General features: G+C 74.6%; 23 protein-coding genes. 11 read left to right on the top strand and 12 right to left on the bottom strand.

Annotated elements, in window-relative coordinates; translation table 11 throughout:
- Nucleotides 1–26: 26 nt before the first annotated feature.
- On the bottom strand, nucleotides 27–1235 hold the full coding sequence (locus tag DQ244_RS13125; RefSeq protein WP_113811914.1) for an alcohol dehydrogenase catalytic domain-containing protein: 1209 nt from the start codon (nucleotides 1233–1235) through the stop codon (nucleotides 27–29).
- Between the two features lie 219 nt (nucleotides 1236–1454).
- On the opposite strand from DQ244_RS13125, the gene DQ244_RS13120 reads away from it, so the two are divergent.
- The gene (locus tag DQ244_RS13120; protein ID WP_113811913.1) at nucleotides 1455–2306 is read left to right on the top strand and encodes a formate/nitrite transporter family protein; all 852 of its coding nucleotides are present in this window, start codon (nucleotides 1455–1457) and stop codon (nucleotides 2304–2306) included.
- Between the two features lie 11 nt (nucleotides 2307–2317).
- Here DQ244_RS13120 and paaE read toward each other — a convergent pair whose 3' ends face one another.
- From paaE to paaA, 5 genes are all read right to left on the bottom strand, one after another.
- Nucleotides 2318–3376 (bottom strand): 1,2-phenylacetyl-CoA epoxidase subunit PaaE, encoded by a 1059-nt coding sequence (paaE, locus tag DQ244_RS13115; RefSeq protein ID WP_113811912.1) that lies wholly within the window; start codon nucleotides 3374–3376, stop codon nucleotides 2318–2320.
- Nucleotides 3376–3849: a 1,2-phenylacetyl-CoA epoxidase subunit PaaD gene (gene paaD / locus DQ244_RS13110; protein WP_233491369.1), complete on the bottom strand. Its 474-nt coding sequence runs from the start codon at nucleotides 3847–3849 to the stop codon at nucleotides 3376–3378. The genes paaE and paaD overlap by 1 nt, the downstream gene beginning before the upstream one ends.
- A 23-nt stretch (nucleotides 3850–3872) precedes the next feature.
- Entirely contained in the window at nucleotides 3873–4775 is a 903-nt protein-coding gene (paaC, locus tag DQ244_RS13105; RefSeq protein WP_113811910.1) for a 1,2-phenylacetyl-CoA epoxidase subunit PaaC, read from the bottom strand.
- 82 nt (nucleotides 4776–4857) lie between these two features.
- Complete coding sequence (gene paaB, locus DQ244_RS13100) at nucleotides 4858–5148, bottom strand: 1,2-phenylacetyl-CoA epoxidase subunit PaaB (RefSeq protein ID WP_113811909.1); 291 nt, start codon at nucleotides 5146–5148, stop codon at nucleotides 4858–4860.
- Nucleotides 5145–6104, bottom strand: coding sequence for a 1,2-phenylacetyl-CoA epoxidase subunit PaaA (gene paaA / locus DQ244_RS13095; protein WP_113811908.1), 960 nt, complete (start codon nucleotides 6102–6104; stop codon nucleotides 5145–5147). Before paaA ends, paaB begins: the two co-directional genes overlap by 4 nt.
- A 96-nt stretch (nucleotides 6105–6200) precedes the next feature.
- Here paaA and DQ244_RS13090 point away from each other — a divergent pair, with 96 nt between their 5' ends.
- Nucleotides 6201–6806, top strand: coding sequence for a TetR/AcrR family transcriptional regulator (locus tag DQ244_RS13090; RefSeq protein ID WP_113811907.1), 606 nt, complete (start codon nucleotides 6201–6203; stop codon nucleotides 6804–6806).
- 15 nt (nucleotides 6807–6821) lie between these two features.
- On the opposite strand, the gene DQ244_RS19440 is transcribed toward DQ244_RS13090, so the two are convergent.
- Nucleotides 6822–6965 (bottom strand): hypothetical protein, encoded by a 144-nt coding sequence (locus tag DQ244_RS19440; protein ID WP_158544559.1) that lies wholly within the window; start codon nucleotides 6963–6965, stop codon nucleotides 6822–6824.
- Between the two features lie 136 nt (nucleotides 6966–7101).
- Between DQ244_RS19440 and DQ244_RS13085 the strand changes: the two genes are divergently transcribed.
- From DQ244_RS13085 to DQ244_RS13070, 4 genes are all read left to right on the top strand, one after another.
- Nucleotides 7102–7554, top strand: coding sequence for a helix-turn-helix domain-containing protein (locus DQ244_RS13085; RefSeq protein ID WP_233491368.1), 453 nt, complete (start codon nucleotides 7102–7104; stop codon nucleotides 7552–7554).
- 81 nt (nucleotides 7555–7635) lie between these two features.
- A complete protein-coding gene (locus DQ244_RS13080) occupies nucleotides 7636–8037 on the top strand; it encodes a VOC family protein (protein WP_113811905.1) in 402 nt (133 codons plus the stop codon).
- Nucleotides 8038–8160: 123 nt separating this feature from the next.
- Nucleotides 8161–9477, top strand: coding sequence for a S8 family serine peptidase (locus DQ244_RS13075; RefSeq protein ID WP_113811904.1), 1317 nt, complete (start codon nucleotides 8161–8163; stop codon nucleotides 9475–9477).
- Between the two features lie 25 nt (nucleotides 9478–9502).
- Complete coding sequence (locus tag DQ244_RS13070) at nucleotides 9503–9736, top strand: ketohydroxyglutarate aldolase (RefSeq protein WP_113811903.1); 234 nt, start codon at nucleotides 9503–9505, stop codon at nucleotides 9734–9736.
- A gap of 12 nt (nucleotides 9737–9748) precedes the next feature.
- On the opposite strand, the gene DQ244_RS13065 is transcribed toward DQ244_RS13070, so the two are convergent.
- Nucleotides 9749–10219 carry an STAS domain-containing protein gene (locus DQ244_RS13065; protein ID WP_113811902.1) on the bottom strand — a complete coding sequence of 157 codons (471 nt, stop codon included), beginning with the start codon at nucleotides 10217–10219 and terminating at the stop codon, nucleotides 9749–9751.
- Nucleotides 10220–10477: 258 nt separating this feature from the next.
- Here DQ244_RS13065 and DQ244_RS13060 point away from each other — a divergent pair, with 258 nt between their 5' ends.
- From DQ244_RS13060 to mug, 3 genes are read left to right on the top strand one after another with little or no spacing between them, the layout of a single operon-like run.
- The gene (locus tag DQ244_RS13060) at nucleotides 10478–11545 is read left to right on the top strand and encodes a phosphotransferase family protein (protein WP_113812041.1); all 1068 of its coding nucleotides are present in this window, start codon (nucleotides 10478–10480) and stop codon (nucleotides 11543–11545) included.
- Nucleotides 11536–12180: a histidine phosphatase family protein gene (locus DQ244_RS13055; RefSeq protein ID WP_113811901.1), complete on the top strand. Its 645-nt coding sequence runs from the start codon at nucleotides 11536–11538 to the stop codon at nucleotides 12178–12180. Before DQ244_RS13060 ends, DQ244_RS13055 begins: the two co-directional genes overlap by 10 nt.
- Before the next feature lie 5 nt (nucleotides 12181–12185).
- Complete coding sequence (gene mug / locus DQ244_RS13050) at nucleotides 12186–12695, top strand: G/U mismatch-specific DNA glycosylase (RefSeq protein WP_113811900.1); 510 nt, start codon at nucleotides 12186–12188, stop codon at nucleotides 12693–12695.
- Here mug and DQ244_RS13045 read toward each other — a convergent pair.
- Nucleotides 12685–12954 (bottom strand): YciI-like protein, encoded by a 270-nt coding sequence (locus DQ244_RS13045; RefSeq protein WP_113811899.1) that lies wholly within the window; start codon nucleotides 12952–12954, stop codon nucleotides 12685–12687. The two genes, mug and DQ244_RS13045, sit on opposite strands and share 11 nt — an antisense overlap.
- Before the next feature lie 38 nt (nucleotides 12955–12992).
- Here DQ244_RS13045 and DQ244_RS13040 point away from each other — a divergent pair, with 38 nt between their 5' ends.
- Both DQ244_RS13040 and DQ244_RS13035 read left to right on the top strand, forming a co-directional pair.
- Complete coding sequence (locus DQ244_RS13040) at nucleotides 12993–13433, top strand: flavodoxin family protein (protein WP_113811898.1); 441 nt, start codon at nucleotides 12993–12995, stop codon at nucleotides 13431–13433.
- 61 nt (nucleotides 13434–13494) lie between these two features.
- Complete coding sequence (locus tag DQ244_RS13035) at nucleotides 13495–14220, top strand: dienelactone hydrolase family protein (protein ID WP_113811897.1); 726 nt, start codon at nucleotides 13495–13497, stop codon at nucleotides 14218–14220.
- Here DQ244_RS13035 and DQ244_RS13030 read toward each other — a convergent pair.
- The 3 genes from DQ244_RS13030 to DQ244_RS13020 form a co-directional block, all read right to left on the bottom strand.
- Nucleotides 14217–15977: a SpoIIE family protein phosphatase gene (locus tag DQ244_RS13030; RefSeq protein ID WP_113811896.1), complete on the bottom strand. Its 1761-nt coding sequence runs from the start codon at nucleotides 15975–15977 to the stop codon at nucleotides 14217–14219. The genes DQ244_RS13035 and DQ244_RS13030 overlap by 4 nt on opposite strands.
- Nucleotides 15978–16079: 102 nt before the next feature.
- Nucleotides 16080–16316, bottom strand: a complete 237-nt coding sequence (locus tag DQ244_RS13025; protein ID WP_113811895.1) for a hypothetical protein — start codon at nucleotides 16314–16316, stop codon at nucleotides 16080–16082.
- Nucleotides 16317–16401: 85 nt separating this feature from the next.
- Nucleotides 16402–16605, bottom strand: a complete 204-nt coding sequence (locus tag DQ244_RS13020) for a cold-shock protein (protein ID WP_104524457.1) — start codon at nucleotides 16603–16605, stop codon at nucleotides 16402–16404.
- Nucleotides 16606–16799 lie beyond the last annotated feature (194 nt).

Here is a 16799-nt window from a genome sequence, read left to right as displayed (position 1 = left end):
GGCAGCGCTCCTCCCGACCCCCGCGATCAGGGCGCGACGACGGCCTTGGTCCAGCCGCTCTCGCGGCGGTCGAAGGTCTCGTAGGCGTCGAGGACCGAGGGCATGTCCTCGACCTGGGTGAGGACCGTCGACGGGTCGACCGCCCCGGTGCGCACCAGGTCGACCAGGTGCGGGATGTACCGGCGGTGGTTGCAGTTCCCCATCTTCACGGTGAGGTTCTTGTTCATCGCCGCGCCGATCGGGAAGCTGGTCATGTCCGGCGGGTACACGCCGATGATCCCGATCGTGCCGGCCTTGGCCACGGCCTGGACCGCCCACTGCGCGGCCTGGCTCGGCGCGTCGCCGGCCACCCAGGTGCTGCCCTGCGGGTTCTGCTCTGGAGCGACCTGGGAGCGCTCCTGCTCGAAGGCGTCCGCCTGCTGCTCGGCCGCCTCGGCGGCCGGGCCGGTCCTCGGGCGCTGGGCGTCGACGCCCACCGCGTCGATGACCCGGTCCACCCCGATGCCGCCGGTCAGCTCGTGCACGACGGCGACCGGGTCCTCGGCGTTGAAGTCGATCGCCTCGGCGCCGCGGGCCCGGGCCTGGTCCAGGCGGCTCGCGATGCCGTCGACGACGAGCACCCGGCCCGCGCCCTGCTGGAAGGCGCTGGTGATCGCGAACTGCCCGACCGGGCCCGCGCCCAGGACGAGGACCGTGTTCCCCGGGCCCACCTCGGCCAGCCGGGCGCCGAACCACGCCGTCGGGTAGATGTCGGAGATCAGGATCGCCTGGTCGTCGGTGACCTGCTCCGGCAGCCACACCGGCCCGACGTGCGCGAACGGGATCCGCGCGTACTGGGCCTGCAGCCCGTCGACCGGTCCGGTGGTCTTCGGCCCGCCGAAGAAGCACGTGCCGGCGGACGGCCCGTTGGGGTTGGCGTTGTCGCACTGCGCGTAGTAACCGGCGCGGCAGTACGAGCAGATGCCGCAGCCGACCGTGGAGGGGATCACCACGCGGTCGCCGGCGCGCAGGTTGCGCACCCCCGGGCCGGTCTCGCGCACGATGCCGACGGCCTCGTGCCCGAGGATCGTGCCCTCGACCATGCCCGACATCGTGCCGCGGACGAAGTGCAGGTCGGTGCCGCAGATGCCGGTCGCCGTGATCTCCACGATGGCGTCGGTCGGGTCCTGGATGGTCGGGTCGGGGACGTCGTCGAGCCGGATGTCCCCGACGCCGTGCCACACCACTGCCTTCATGTGTCGCTCCTCTGCCCCGTCCCTCCGCGGAGGAGGCAGGGGTGGTTCCGGCCCGGACGGTGGCCGGCCCTGCTCACCGGCGTCCACGGCCGCTCCGCCCCTACCCGCGGGCTCTGCGGCTACTCCGGCCGGCTCCGTCCGGCGAGGCGGTTTGGTGAGGCGGTTTGCGGAGTGACGGCTCGGGCAGGAGGGGGCGGCAGGGACCCCGGGAGGCTTTCGATGTCGGCACGCGAACCGCAGGAGATGGCCCAGGTAGCGGCCGAGACCGGGGCCAAGAAGGTCCACCGCACCTGGGACCGGGTGCTGGTCAGCTCGTTCCTCGCCGGGGCCTACATCGCGTTCGGCGCCCTGGTCGCGATCACCGTCTCCTCGGGGCTGGACCCGGAGACCTGGGGCACGCTGCCCACGCTCTTCATGGGCGCGGCGTTCACCCTCGGGCTGGTCCTCGTGCTCATCGCCGGCTCCGACCTGGCCACCGGCAACATGATGCTGGTCCCGCTGGGCGCGATGAACGGCAAGCTCGGCCTGGGCGACGTGGCCCGGAACCTGACGCTGGTGCTGCTCGGCAACCTGCTGGGCGCGCTGTTCGTGGCGTTCTTCCTGGCGGTGCAGACCGGGGTCATCGGCGAGGCGGGTGCGTCCGGGAACGCGGGCCTGACCTACGAGCGGCTGGCGGGCATCGCCGAGGGCAAGGCGCTGGGGGAGTCGCCGTGGCAGACGTTCCTGCGCGGCGTCGGCTGCAACTGGCTGGTCTGCCTCGGCGTCTGGATGTCGCTCGCGGCCACGAGCGTCTCCGGCAAGGTCCTGGCGATCTTCTTCCCGATCATGGCCTTCGTGGCCATGGGCTTCGACCACGTCGTCGCCAACATGTTCTTCCTGCCCGCGGCGATGTTCGCCGGGGTGCCGGACATCGGGTGGGGCGAGACGGGGCTGAACTGGCTGCTGGCGGGTGCGGGGAACCTGGTCGGTGCGGTCATCTTCGTGTCGACGTCGTACTGGTACCTGTTCCTCCGCGACCAGCCGGGGACGTCGCCCGCGGCGGCCGCCGCGGAGCCCGCCGAGCGCGCCTGACCCGGGGGCGCTCAGGCGTCGAAGTCGACGGTGAGCTCGCCGGACACCGGCAGGGCCTGGCAGGTGAGCACGTAGCCGGCCGCGACCTCGCCGGGCTCGAGCGCGTAGTTCCGCCGCATCTCCACCTGCCCGACGGTGACCCGCGCCCGGCAGGTGCCGCAGACGCCGCCCTTGCAGGCGAAGGGCAGGTCCGCCCGCACCTGCTGCGCCGCGTCCAGGACGGGCACGTCCCGCGGCAGCGCGAGCGTCGTGGTCCGGCCGTCGAGGACGACGGTGACCCGGCTGCTCGGCCCTTCGACCGCGGCGTCGTCCCCGCGCACCGGCTGGGGTGGCAGGTCGTCGACGTAGAACAGCTCCTGGTGCACCCGGTTCGCGGGCACCCCGAGGCCGGCGAGCACCTCGCGGGCGCCGGTCACCAGGCCGTGCGGGCCGCACAGCCACCAGTGGTCGACCTCGCCGGGGTCGACGAGCGCGCCGACGAGCGCGCGCAGCCGGTCGGCGTCCAGCCGTCCGCTGGTGAGCTCGGCGTCCCGCGGTTCCCGGGAGAGCACGTGCACCAGCTGCAGGCGGGGTCCGTACCGGTCCTTCAGGTCGGCCAGCTCGTCGGCGAACATCACCGTGTCGGTGCGCCGGTTGCCGTAGAACACGGTGACGGTGGACCGGCCGTCGCCCAGCACCGTGGCCGCCAGCGAGAGCGCCGGCGTGATCCCGGAGCCGGCGACGACGAAGACGTGGTCGGCCGGTGCGTCCAGGTCGGTGGTGAAGGTGCCCGCGGGTGGCAGCACCTCGATCTCGTCCCCGGGGCGCACAGAGTGCACGAGCCAGGAGGAGAAGAGCCCGCCGGGCACCTCGCGGACCCCCACGCGGGGCGGCGCCCCGGCCGGCGCGCAGATCGAGTAGGAGCGGCGCTCGTCCCGGTCGCCGTCGACCCGGCGCAGGGTCAGCGCCTGGCCGGGGCGGAACCGGTAGTCCTCGGCCAGCTCGGGCGGGACGGCGAAGGTGACGGCCACGGCGTCGTCGGTCAGCCGCTCGACGTCGGCGACGGTCAGCCGGTGGAAGGAGGCCCGCATCAGATCTCCTTCATGTGCTCGTAGGGCTCGTGGCAGGCACGGCAGCGGCGCAGCGCGGTGCAGGCGGTGGCGCCGAACTCGCTGAGCTCCTCGGTGTCGGGGGAGCCGCACAGCGGGCAGGGCGCGGTCCGCCGCGACGGCCCCAGCTGCAGCGGAACCGGCCCGGGGGCGCGCTCCGGGGCGGGGCCGGGCGGCGCGATGCCGGCCTCGGCCAGCTTCCGGCGGCCGTCGACGGTGATCCAGTCGGTGCTCCACGCGGGGGAGAGGACGGTGCGCACCTCCACGTCGTCGAAGCCGGCCGCGTGCAGGGCGTGCAGCAGGTCGGCGCGCATGACGCCCATCGCCGGGCAGCCGGTGTAGGTCGGGGTGAGGTCGACGACGACCGTCCCGTCGTGCACCCGGACGTCGCGCAGCACCCCGAGGTCGGCGAGCGTGAGCGCGGGCAGCTCGGGATCGGTCACGGTCTCGGCCACCGCGCGCGGATCGGGCGCCGCGGTCACCACGTCGCCGCCGGGTGCTCGCGGGCCAGGCCCTGCAGGGTGCCGAGCAGCTCGGTCAGCTCGGGTCCGTGCACGCCGGTCCGGCCGCGCGGGGGCACGTCGCCCGGCCGGTCGGGGACCCGAAGGGTCGCGCGGGTCAGCACGGTGGCCAGCACGTCGTGCACCTCCTCGCGGACGTCGGCCGGGTCGACCGCCACGCCGGCGGCGGCCAGCCGCTGCTCGACGTCGGTGGCGGTGAACAGGTCGGTCAGGTGCGGCCACACCGCATCGACCCCGGCCTGCGCCCGGGAGTGCGACTCCGCCGTGCCGTCGCCCAGCCGCAGCACCCAGCGCGCCGCGTGGTCGCGGTGGTAGGCGAGCTCGTGCACGCCCTTGGCCGCCACGGCGGCGAGGACCGGGTCGCGGGAGCCGCGCAGCCGAGTGAGCACCGCGAGCCGGACGGTCGAGGCGACCAGCAGCCGCACCATCGTCCGCGCGAAGTCGCCGTTGACCGCGGCGACCAGGCCGGTGCAGCGGAACTCGTCGGCGTCGCGGAAGTACGCGAGGGCGTCCTCGTCGGGGACGGTGGCGCTCGCCCGGTCGCGGGAGCTGCCGAGGACGCCGACGGAGCCGGCGCGGGCGAGCAGCAGCCGGGCCTGGCCGAGCAGGTCCAGCGCGGTGTTGCCGAACGCGACCTCCTCCTCGAGCTCGGGGGCCGCGGTGATCCACTCGGTCAGCCGCTGCGCGAGGACGAGGGCGTCGTCGCCCAGCATCAGGCAGTAGGCGCCGAGGTCGGCGGGGTCGACGCCGTCGGGGACGGTCGTGTCGACCCCGACCAGCGGGTCGTCGAACCCGGTGCCGAACGCCCACTGCCCGCCGCCGCCGTGCGCGGCGTCCAGCGCGTCGTAGACCGTTTCCAAGGTGACCTTCCGTGGGTGGCCCGCTCTCAGGGCCCCGCTGCTGCGAGGAACGAGCGGTCGTGGGCGGAGAGGGGGTCCTTCTTCAGATGTGCGGGACGTCGGCGGGGATGTCGTAGAACGTCGGGTGCCGGTAGACCTTGTCGCCGCTGGGGGCGAACATCGGGTCCTTCTCGTCCGGGCTGGAGGCGGTGATCGCGTCGGCGCGGACCACCCAGATGCTCACGCCCTCGTTGCGCCGCGTGTAGACGTCGCGCGCCGCGTGCACCGCCATCTCGTCGTCCGGCGCGTGCAGCGAGCCGACGTGCACGTGGTTGAGGCCGCGCTTCCCGCGCACGAACACCTCGTACAGCGGCCAGCCCGCCCGGGCGCTCACGACCGCGCCCCGTGCTTCTGCGCGTAAGCCGACGCGGCCTCCAGGGCCCAGGCGTTGTCGTCCCGGGCCGCCCGGCGGCGGGCGATCCGCTCGGCGTTGCACGGGCCGTCGCCGCTGATCACCCGCTTCAGCTCGTCCCAGTCGATCGGGCCGAACCGGTGGCGGCCGGTCTCGGGGTCGAGCGCCAGGTCCGGGTCCGGCAGCCGGACGCCGAGGAACTCCGCCTGCGGCACGGTCATGTCCACGAAGCGCTGCCGCAGCTCGTCGTTGCTGTGCCGCTTGATGCCCCACGCCATCGACTGCGCCGAGTTCGGGCTGTCGGTGTCGGGCGGGCCGAACATCATCAGCGAGGGCCACCACCAGCGGTCGACGGCGTCCTGCACCATCGCCCGCTGCTCGTCGGTGCCGCCCATCATCGTGAGCAGCAGCTCGTAGCCCTGCCGCTGGTGGAAGGACTCCTCCTTGCAGACCCGGATCATCGCGCGGGCGTAGGGGCCGTAGCTGGACCGGCACAGGGGCACCTGGTTGCAGATGGCCGCGCCGTCGACCAGCCAGCCGATGACGCCGACGTCGGCGAAGGTGAGCGTCGGGTAGTTGAAGATCGAGCTGTACTTCTGCCGGCCGTCGATCAGCCGGTCGGTCAGGTCGGTCCGGTCGGCGCCGAGGGTCTCCGCGGCGGAGTACAGGTACATGCCGTGACCGGCCTCGTCCTGCACCTTCGCGAGCAGGACCGCCTTGCGGCGCAGGCTGGGCGCGCGGAGCAGCCAGTCGCCCTCGGGCTGCATGCCGATGATCTCGGAGTGGGCGTGCTGCGCGATCTGGCGGACCAGCGTGCGGCGGTACCCCTCCGGCATCCAGTCGCGCGGTTCGATCCGCCGCTCGGCGGCGACGGTGGCGTCGAAGAGCTCCTGGAGGCGTGCCTCGTCGACCACGGGGTCCAGCGGGGGAGCGGGCACGGGCACCTCCAGGCCACCTTTACCGACCGAACGGTCAGGAATAGTGTGACGCAGGGCACGCTCGACCACAAGGACCGGGGGAGGAGGCTTCGCGCCATGAGCTCGTCGGGAGGCGTCGCGCGGCGCGGGCGTCCGGGCCACTCCCTGGACTCGCTGCTGGCCGTCGCCGTCGCGCTGTTCAACGAGCGGGGCTACGAGGCCACGAGCATGGAGGAGCTGGCCGGGCGGCTGGGTATCACAAAGTCGGCGATCTACCACCACGTACCGAGCAAGGTGGAGCTGCTCCGGCTGGCCGTGGACCGGGCCCTCGACGCGCTGTTCGCGGTGACCGAGGAGCCAGGAGCCACGACCGGTCCGGCCATCGACCGGCTGGAGCACGTGGTGCGCCGCTCGGTGCGGGTCCTGGCGGCGGAGCTGCCGTCGGTCACGCTGCTGCTGCGGCTGCGCGGCAACTCCGCCGTCGAGCGGGCCGCGCTGCAGCGCCGGCGGGACTTCGACCGGCTGGTCACCGGTCTGGTGCGGGACGCGCTGGAGCAGGGGGACGTGCGGCCCGACGTCGACCCGGCCGTGCTGAGCCGGCTGCTCTTCGGCACGGTCAACTCGCTGACCGAGTGGTACCGCCCCGAGGGCGACCTGGCGCCGGAGGTGCTGGCCGACGCCCTGGTGGCGACGACGTTCTCCGGGCTCCGCGCGGCGCCCTGAGGGCGCCGCGCGGGATCAGCGGCGGGCGCTGAGGACGGCGATCTCGTGCGCCGACTCGAGCGTCGGCGCGGCGGCCAGGGCGCGGTCGAGGGCACGCTCCTCGCGCAGGTGGGCGCGGACGGCGGAGCGGCGGGCGAGGGCGGTGCGCAGGCGGGTCATGGCGGGTCCTTCGGGAGCAGCGGATGGGAGCGAGCGCCGCGGGCGGGCGGGGCGTCCGTCTCTGGGTTCGCTACCTGAACCATGCTCCTCCTTTCGGGGTTCGTCAAGCGAACTCAGCATGGTTACGATCACACCCGTGAGCGACGCCACGTACGACCGTTCCCGCTGCTCCGTCGCCGGGACGCTCGCCGTCGTGGGGGAGAAGTGGAGCCTCCTCGTCATGCGGGAGGCGTTCCTCGGCGTCCGCCGCTTCGCCGACCTGCAGCAGGCGCTGGGGGCGCCCAAGGCCGTGCTCACCGACCGGCTGGCCACCCTCGTGCAGGAGGGCCTGCTCAGCCGGGAGCCCTACCGCGAGGAGGGGGCCCGCCAGCGCCACGAGTACCGGCTCACCGCGAAGGGCCGCGACCTCTACCCGACCCTCGTCGCGCTGATGCAGTGGGGCGACCGCTACCTGGCCGACGGGCCGCCTCCGCTGGCGCTGGAGCACGTGGACTGCGGAGCACCGGTGCACGTCGCGCTGGTGTGCGCCGACGGCCACGAGGTGCCCGGACCGCGCGAGGTGCTGGCCCGGCCCGGCGAGCGCCGATGAGTTCCGCGGACGCCGCCGGTCTCCCCTCCTGACCCGCCGTCCGCACCCCGCGGCCGGTACCAAGCACCCGAGGAGCCCTCCGTGCGCGCGATCTTCGTCAACCTCCCCGTCACCGACCTGGCCCGCACCGACGCCTTCTACGCGGCGCTCGGGTTCCGGCGCAACGACCAGTTCTCCGATGACAAGGCGGTCTCCTACGTCATCGAGGAGAACATCGTCGTCATGCTGCTGACCCGCGAGCGGTTCGCCGACTTCGTGGCCGGCGAGGTCGGCGACCCCGCCCAGGCCACCTCCGCCCTGCTGGCCGTCTCCGCCGACAGCCGGGAGGACGTCGACCGCATGGTCGCCGTGGCGATCGAGGCCGGCGGCAAGCCGTGGATGCCCGCCCAGGACCACGGCTTCATGTACGGCTCGAGCTTCGCCGACCCGGACGGCAACGTCTGGGAGGTCATGTGGATGGACCCCTCGGCGGTCCAGGGCTGACCCTCTCGGCGGGCCCGGACTTGTCGTAGGGGAGGGCCACGCTGCGACACGCGGGCCGGCTGGCGGGCGGGCCCCCGGCCGCGCACGCTGGCGTCGCCGGTGTCAGCGAGCCGAGGGGGAACAGTGATCGATCCGAGGCGCCCGGGCATCCCGGGCGACATCACGCACGGGGCGGTGGGTCCGCTGCCGCGGACCACCGGCCGCCAGATCGTCGTCTTCGCCGGCACCGACGACGACGCCCGCGTGGACTGGGGCCGGGTGGGCCTCCACCGGGTGGCCGACTCCCGCGACTTCGCCGAGGGGGACGTGTCGCCGGAGGCGCTGCAGGACGCCGAGGCCACGGTCTTCAGCGCCCTGGGCATCGCCGTCGTCACCGCGGACCCCGGCCAGGTGAGCCGGCTGCAGACGGCGGAGGCGGCCGGCCGGCCGGTGCTCTCGGTGTCGCCGGAGCTGGTGCACCACGTGCTCGGCGACGAGACCCGCTCCTACACCGCGGGCTACCGCGACGGCGTCGCCGACCTCTCCGGCCGGCTGCTCGCCGGGGAGCCCGTCCCCGGTGCGGCGCCGCCGGCCGCGGCCGCCCGCTTCGAGGACACCGCCCAGGCGACGTGGGGGGTGCAGGCGGTCCGGGCCGACGCCTCCGCCCGCACCGGCCGGGGCATCCGGGTGGCCGTGCTGGACACCGGGTTCGACGCCGCCCACCCGGACTTCGCCGGCCGCGCGGTCACCGCCCGGTCGTTCGTCCCGGGGGAGGACGCGCAGGACGGGCACGGGCACGGCACGCACTGCATCGGCACCGCGTGCGGCCCGCGCACCCCCTCGACCGGTCCGCGGTACGGGGTCGCCCCCGAGTCCGAGATCTTCGCCGGCAAGGTGCTGGGCACCGACGGCAGCGGCACCGACGCCGGGATCCTCGCCGGCATCAACTGGGCGGTGACCAGCCAGTGCCCGGTGATCTCGATGTCCCTCGGGGCCGACGTCATGACGGCCCACCCGCCGTACTCCGCGGCCGGGCGCCGGGCCCTGCAGCGCGGCTCCCTGATCATCGCGGCCGCCGGCAACAACGCCGACCGGCGATCGGGTGATGTCGGCTTCGTGGGCGCGCCGGCCAACAGCGTCGAGATCATGGCCGTCGGTGCGCTGGACCAGGCGCTGGAGATGGCGTACTTCTCCGCCCGCAGCCTGCCCGCGCGGGGCGGCCAGGTCGACGTCGCCGCCCCCGGCTATCAGGTGTACTCGTCCTGGCCCATGCCGACCCGGTACAACACGATCAGCGGCACGAGCATGGCCACGCCGCACGTCGCGGGCCTGGCCGCGCTCTGGGCCGAGGCCACCGGCAGGCGCGGGCTGGAGCTGTGGGCCACGCTGCTGCAGGAGAGCGAGCGGCTCCTGCAGCCCTCGCTCGATGCGGGGAGCGGGCTGGCGATCGCCCCGCAGTGAGGCGGTCCCGCGTAGCGTTCCGCGCATGACCCACGTGAGCGTCACCGTCGACGACGGGCACCTGGCCGCCCTCGACGGCGTCGTGGAGGGTCTGCGTGCGCGTGGCATGCAGGTCGACCAGGTGCTCGACGGGCTCGGCATCATCACCGGCTCGGTCCCGCCCGACGCAGCCGGAGGGCTCGCCGCCGTCGCCGGGGTGGCATCGGTGGACGAGCAGCTCGGCGTCCAGCTGCCACCGCCGGACGCGCCCGTCCAGTAGCGGGCGGCCGCGTCAGGGGCGGGGCCGGCCGGTGCCGGGCACCGCCCGGATCCGTCGCGCGGAGCGCAGCGGCCCGGCTGACGGGAGCGGGCGCTGCCCGCCCGCGGCGGGGGCCGGCACGGGGCCGCCGGGCCGCACGTCGAGCACCCGGTCCAGGCCGGTCAGCAGGAGCAGCCGGTGCACGCACCGGCTCGGGCGCTCCAGGACCAGCTCGCAGCCGTGCCGCCGGGCGAGGTGGTGGCCGGTGAGCAGCACCCGCAGGCCCGCGGCGTCGCAGAAGGACACCGCGGTCATGTCGACCGTCCACTGCCGGCAGCCGCCGGAGACGAGCGCGGCGAGCCCGTCCAGCACGTGGTGGCCGTTCGGCCGGTCGAGCTCCCCGGCGACGGCGACGGTGGCACCCACGACGTCGACGGACACGTGGAAGGGGACCGGCTGGAACTCGTGGTCGAGGTCCACCGGAGGGGTCGCAGGTAGTGCCATGGCTGCCTCCTGCCCTGGCCCGGTGCCCGCAGGCCCCCGGCCGTCGTCCCGCTCGCGGAACGCGGGGCCGGGGTTTCGACCCGTCGCGAACGGTACTCCCGGACCAGCCTCCGGAGCAGGCAGCGAGACCGCCGGGTCCGCGGCCGGCCGGGACGGCGGGGTGGCGGGACGCCTCGGGGTGGTGCGATGACACGGAGGCACCGGTCCGGCGGGAGGACGGCGGAGTGGTGCGGACCGGCTCGTGGTGGGATGGGCGCGATGAGCGAGAACGCGACCCGACTCCGCGACGTCCGCCCCGAGGACACCTTCGACGTCGAGGCCGTGCACGCCTGGCTGACGCCGCGCGTGCCGGCACTCGAGGGGCACCCCGCGCCGCAGGTGCGCCAGTTCTCCGGCGGGGCCAGCAACCTGACCTACCTGCTGGACTACGGCGACCTGGACCTGGTGCTGCGCCGCCCCCCGCACGGGCACAAGGCCGCCTCGGCCCACGACATGGGCCGCGAGGTGCGCGTCCAGCAGCGGCTGCGCCCCCACCTGGACGTGGTCGCGGAGATCTTCGGGTTCTGCGAGGACCCGTCGGTCATCGGCAGCGACTTCTACGTGATGGAGCGGCTGCGCGGCGTCGTCCTGGGCCGGAAGCTCCCCGAGGGGGTGGAGCTGTCCGCGGAGCAGGCGCGGGTCCTCGGCGAGACCGCCTACGACACCCTCGCCGACCTGCACTCCATCGACGTGGACTCCGCCGGGCTGGCCGACCTCGGCAAGGGCCCGGGCTACGTCCGCCGCCAGGTGGAGGGCTGGTCGCGCCGCTTCCGCGATGCCCTCACCGACGACGTGCCGCCCGCCGAGGAGCTCATGGGGTGGCTCGCCGAGCACCAGCCGCAGGACGTGCGGGCCAGCCTGCTGCACGGCGACTGGAAGCTGGACAACCTGGTGCTCGACCTCTCGGGCACGCCGCGGATCACCGGCGTCCTGGACTGGGAGATGGCCACGGTCGGCGACCCGCTCATGGACCTCGGGGCGTCGCTCGCCTACTGGGTCACCGCCGACGACGACGAGGAGTTCGGGCTGATCTCCACCCAGCCGAGCACCCTCGCGGGCATGCCCACCCGCGAGCAGATCGTCGAGCGCTACCTGGCCCGGACCGGGCTGCGCGCCGAGAACTGGACCTTCTACGAGGTCTTCGGCCTGTTCCGGCTGGCCGTGATCATCCAGCAGATCTGGGCGCGCTTCCGGTCCGGCCACACGACCAACCCGCGGTTCGCCCACTTCGGCATCGCCGCCGCCGTCCTGCTCCAGCGCGCCGAGCGGCTGGCCGGATGCCGCTGATCTGCCTGGTCCGCCACGGCCAGGCCTCCTTCGGCGCCGACGACTACGACGTCCTCAGCGACCTGGGGCGGGAGCAGTCGGGCTGCGTGGGCGAGGAGCTGCGGCGGCGCGAACTGCGCGACCCGCTGGTCGTCTCGGGCACCCTGCGGCGGCAGCGGGACACGGCGGCGCTGCTGGCGGAGGCGGCGGGCTACGACGCACCGGCGGCCCCCGACGCGCGCCTGGACGAGTACGACCACGTCGACCTGCTGCAGCGCTATCCCGGGGAGGCGGAGGGCGCCGGGTCGCGCCAGGTGCAGCAGCTGCTCGACGGCGCGCTCCGATCCTGGATCGCGGCCGGCGACGCCGACGGCTGGCCGGCGTTCTCCACGGGCGCGGTGGCGGCGGTGCGCGACCTGGCCGCCGGGCTGGAGAAGGGCCGCGACGCCGTCGTCGTCAGCTCCGGCGGGGTGATCGCCGCGGTCGTCGCGTCGCTGCTGGGAGCGCCGGCCGACGCCGTCGTCGCGCTCAACCGGTCCGCTGTGAACGTCGGCGTCACCTCGCTGATCGCGGGGAGCACCGGCCTGACGCTGCTCGCGTTCAACGACCACGCGCACGTCACCGGGCCGCGGCGGGCGCTGCTCACCTACCGCTGACCACCGTGCCCGCCAAGCCGCTGCCCGACATCATCGGGCCAGGGCTCGACGTGCTGTTCTGCGGCATCAACCCCTCGCTGATGTCGGCCGAGCGGGGGCACCACTTCGCCCGGCCCGGCAACCGCTTCTGGCCCGCGCTGCACCTGGCCGGCCTCACCCCCCGGCGGCTGCGGCCGGAGGAGGACCGGGAGCTGCTGGAGCACGGGCTGGGCGTGACCAACCTCGTCGACCGGCCCACCCGCGCCGCGGCCGAGCTCTCCGCCGAGGAGCTGGCCGAGGGCGCGGTGGCGCTGGAGCGGCTGGTCGCCGAGCACCGCCCGCGGGTGCTGGCGGTGCTGGGCATCACCGCCTGGCGGCAGGCCTTCGGCCGCCCGCGCGCGGTCGCCGGGCTGCAGGAGGAGCGGCTGGGCGGCGCGGTGACCTGGGTGGTGCCGAACCCGAGCGGGCTCAACGCGCATGCCCAGCTGCCCGACCTCGCCCGCGCCTACGCGCAGCTGCGCCCGGTCAGCCGATGACCACGTTCCAGGGGCGGAGCGACCACGAGGTGACCAGGCCCTCGCGCACGTAGGGGTCCTCGGCGGCGAACCGCTCGACCACCTCGCGCGGCGCCGTCCAGACGAGCAGGGCGCGGTCGAAGGGATCGGGCAGGGCGCCGGCGAGCAGCAGCTCTCCGCGCTCGTGCGCGGCGCGGGCGAGCGCGAGGTGGTCCTCGCGCAACGCCGTCCGGCGGTCGAGGTAGTCGTCGGCCAGCGTGTACTCCAGGACCAGGTGCATGCCGTCGAATCTGCCACCCGGTCGGGGAGGATGCGGGCATGCCGCGTCTGCTCGTCGTCCACCACACGCCCTCGCCCGCCATGCAGGCGGTCCTGGAGGCGGTCAAGGAGGGCGCGGCGATGGTCGACGACGTCGAACTCGTGCTGCGGCCGGCGCTGTCGGCCGGCCCTGCCGACCTGCTCGCGGCCGACGGCGTGCTGCTCGGGACGCCGGCGAACATCGGCTACATGTCAGGCGCGCTCAAGCACTTCTTCGACACCGTCTACTACCCGTGCCTGGACGCGACCCCGGGCCTGCCCTACGGCGTGTACGTGCACGGCACCGACGACACGGCCGGCGCCCTGACCGCGATCGAGCGGATCACCGGCGCCCTGCGGTGGAAGCGGGTGGCCGCGCCGCTGAGCCTGACCGGCGCACCCTCGGGCGCGGACCTCGAGGGCGTGCGCGAGCTGGCCGCCACCGTCGCGGTCGGCCTCTGAGCGGGCGGGGTGCGGGCGCCCCCGCTAGCGTCGGCGCGGACCCCGGCGGAAGGACCAGCCCGTGCCCCTGACCTCGATCCCCGGCGCCGAGAGCGCTCCGGAGCTGCGTGCCCACGTGAGCCGGCCCCCCGTCGGCGAGGGCCCGTGGCCGGGAGTGGTCGTGCTGCACGAGGCGTTCGGGCTGACCGACGACATCCGGCAGCAGGCCGACCGGCTGGCCGCCGCCGGCTACCTCGCGGTGGCGCCGGACCTGTTCACCGCCGGGGGAGCGCTGCGGTGCCTGCAGGGGACCTTCCGGTCGCTGCTGAAGCGCACCGGGCCGGCCTTCGGCGACATCGAGGCCACCCGGCGGTGGACCGCCGACCAGCCCGACTGCACCGGGCGGGTCGGCGTCGTCGGCTTCTGCATGGGCGGTGGCTTCGCGCTGCTGACCGCCACGCGGGGCTTCGACGCCGCCGCTCCCAACTACGGCTTCGTGCCCCGGGACGTCGAGAGCGTGCTCCAGGGCGCCTGCCCGGTGGTGGCCAGCTACGGGCGCCGGGACCCGGTCCTGCGCGGTGCGGCCGGCCGCCTTCGTAGGGCGCTGGACGCCCTCGAGGTGCCGAACGACGTCGTCGAGTACCCCGACGCCGGGCACTCGTTCCTCAACCGGCACAACAGCGGGCCGTTCGCCGTCGTCGAGCGGGTGACCGGGTTCAGCTACCACCAGCCCTCGGCCGAGGACGCGTGGGCCCGGATCCTGCGCTTCTTCGACACCCACCTGGGCGCCGATCGGCTGGACGGCTAGGGCTCCACCCGCAGCACCAGCAGCGCCACGTCGTCGGTGAAGTCGGGGGCCAGCCGGGAGATCAGGGCGTCGCAGGCGTCCTCGGGCGGCAGGGTGTGCAGGTCGCGGCCGGCGTCGAGCAGCCGCTCGAAGCCGTCGTCGAGGGTGGCGTCGCGCCGTTCGACCAGGCCGTCGGTGTAGAGGACGACGGTCGAGCCGGGGGCCAGCGGCAGGGCGTGCGCCCGGCGGGGGGTCCACGGGGCCACACCGAGCAGCAGGTCACGCGGTCGCTCGAGCAGCTCGGCGTCCCCCCGCGGCCCGACGAGCAGCGGCGGCGGGTGGCCCGCGTTCGACCAGCGCAGGGTGAGCGCGCCGGTCGCGGTCGCCCGCTCGACGTGCGCCAGCGCCGCCGTGGCCAGCGTGTTGACGCCCAGGTCGACCACGGCCCGGTCCAGCGCGGTGAGCACCTGGGCGGGGTCACCCGCCACGGCGTGGGCGACCCCGCGCAGCATGTTGCGCAGCTGGCCCATGACCGCGGCGGCCGTCCGGTCGTGGCCGGCCACGTCGCCGACCACGATCGTGGTGGCGCCGGAGGGTGCGGTGAAGGCGTCGTACCAGTCGCCACCCACCTCGGCCTCGCGGGCGGCCGGCCGGTAGCGGACGGCGATCCGCAGGCCAGGGGGCTGCGGGGGATCGGTGAGCATCGAGCGCTGCAGCGCCTCGGCGAGGCTGCGGGTGGCCTCGGCCTGCTGCCGCTCCCGCTCGAGCCGGCCGACGCGGTCCAGCGCCAGGGCGCACTGGGCGGCGAAGGCCTGCAGCACCCGCACGTCGTCGTCCTCGAGGGGGTGCGGCTCCCGCCAACCGACGGCGAGGGCGCCGAGGACGCGGTCGCCGGTGCGCATGGGCAGCGCCGCCCAGGCGCGCAGCCCGGCTGCGGGAGGAGGCCCGGAGCCCTCCAGCCCGGCGTCGGCCACGAGCACCGGCCGACCCTCGGCGGCGACGGCGAGGGGGGAACCGGAACCGGCCGGGATGCGCCGGCCGCGGCCGGACCGGTCGACCACCGTCAGCTCCTGGCTCCCCGGCCGGACCACGGCGGCGGCGAGCACGTCGGCCGACAACCCGGGACCCCCGTGGTCGCCGAGGAGCCGGAAGAGGTCCGTGTGCGTCTCCGCCGCGGCCAGCGCCGAGACGGTGCTGGCCAGCCCGGCCAGCGACCGGGCGGTGCGCTGCTCCCGTTCGGTGAGGGTCTGCAGCCGGGTGTTGGCCTGCTCCAGCTCCAGGGTGCGCGCGTACAGGTCGCCCTCGACCCGGGCGGCGCGGTCGCGCCACTCCTGCCCGCGGGCGGCCTCGCTGCGGGCGTCGTCCCGGGCGGTGATGTATTCGGTGATGTCGTCGGAGCGGTGCAGGATCAGCACCACCTCGCCGTGCTCGTCGAGGATCGGCACGTTGCGCGGGCTCCAGAACCGCTCCTCGAAGCGGCCGTCGGGCATGGCGATGTCGTACTTCTGGATGGCCATCGTGTGCGGCCGGCGGGTGTCACGTGCCCGCTCCAGGGAGGCCTTCAGGTTGGCCAGCCCGTCGGCGCCCGGATCGTCGGGGTTCATCGGGAAGACGTCGAACATGTTCCGCCCGACCGTGTCCTCGAGCGTGGTGGCCGTCGCCTCCAGGCGCGCCTCGTTCGCGTGCACGATGTCGAAATCGGGCGTGAGCAGGATGAACGGCGTCGGCGCCGCGTCGAACACCCGTCGGAAGTCGGGCTCGGGAAGCTCGCCGGTCACGCCACCCCGCTGCTGTCGGATCGCCCTTGCTCGGACCGGGCCATTGTCACCGATCCCGGCGCGGAACCCCACCGTGACCCCGCCCACGGCGGGGTAGGGCCCTCACCAGCGCAGGGGATGGGTGGACCGCGAGTGCGCGGTCCGGCAGGCGCGGCAGTTGCCCCACGCGGCGATGGAGACCGCGGTCGTGGCCTCGCCGCACTCCGGGCACTCGACGGCCGCGGAGCCGGCGGCCCGTGCCTCGCTCAGTTCCCGCGAGCGGTCCTGGTGGATCGTCGCGTCGCCCCGGCAGGGGCAGCCCAGCGGCGCGTCCGCGCAGAGTCCGACGTGCTGGGCCATGGGGTGCTCCTCGGGACGACGGGATGGGCCGGACATGACGACGGGGCCACGGCGCAGCGCGCCGTGACCCCGTCGAACGCTCACATCAGAGCGGGCGGACGTTCTCCGCCTGCGGGCCCTTCTGGCCCTGCGTGACGTCGAACTCGACCTGCTGGCCCTCGTCGAGCGAGCGGTAGCCGTCGCTGACGATGGCGGAGTAGTGGCAGAAGACGTCGGCGCCGCCGCCGTCCTGGGCGATGAACCCGAAGCCCTTCTCCGCGTTGAACCACTTCACAGTGCCCTGAGCCATGTCGTTCTCATTCCGTGCTGGGAGGTGTCCGTCACCGGCACGTGCCGGTGACGGGGCCGCCGCACCGACCGGCAGGACCGAGAGGAACGTCAGGCAGAGACGACTGCGGACGTCCAAGAACGAAAGCAGAGGCGCAACAGCGACCGTGGGGAATTCTACCCACAGAGATCGAAAAAACGGCAGGTGGGTGGCCG

Origin of the sequence: Blastococcus sp. TBT05-19, from assembly GCF_003319095.1 — a bacterium.
In the GTDB taxonomy this organism is placed as follows: domain Bacteria; phylum Actinomycetota; class Actinomycetes; order Mycobacteriales; family Geodermatophilaceae; genus Blastococcus.
Note: the sequence above shows the minus strand (reverse complement) of the source record. Positions and strands in the feature narration are given on the sequence as shown.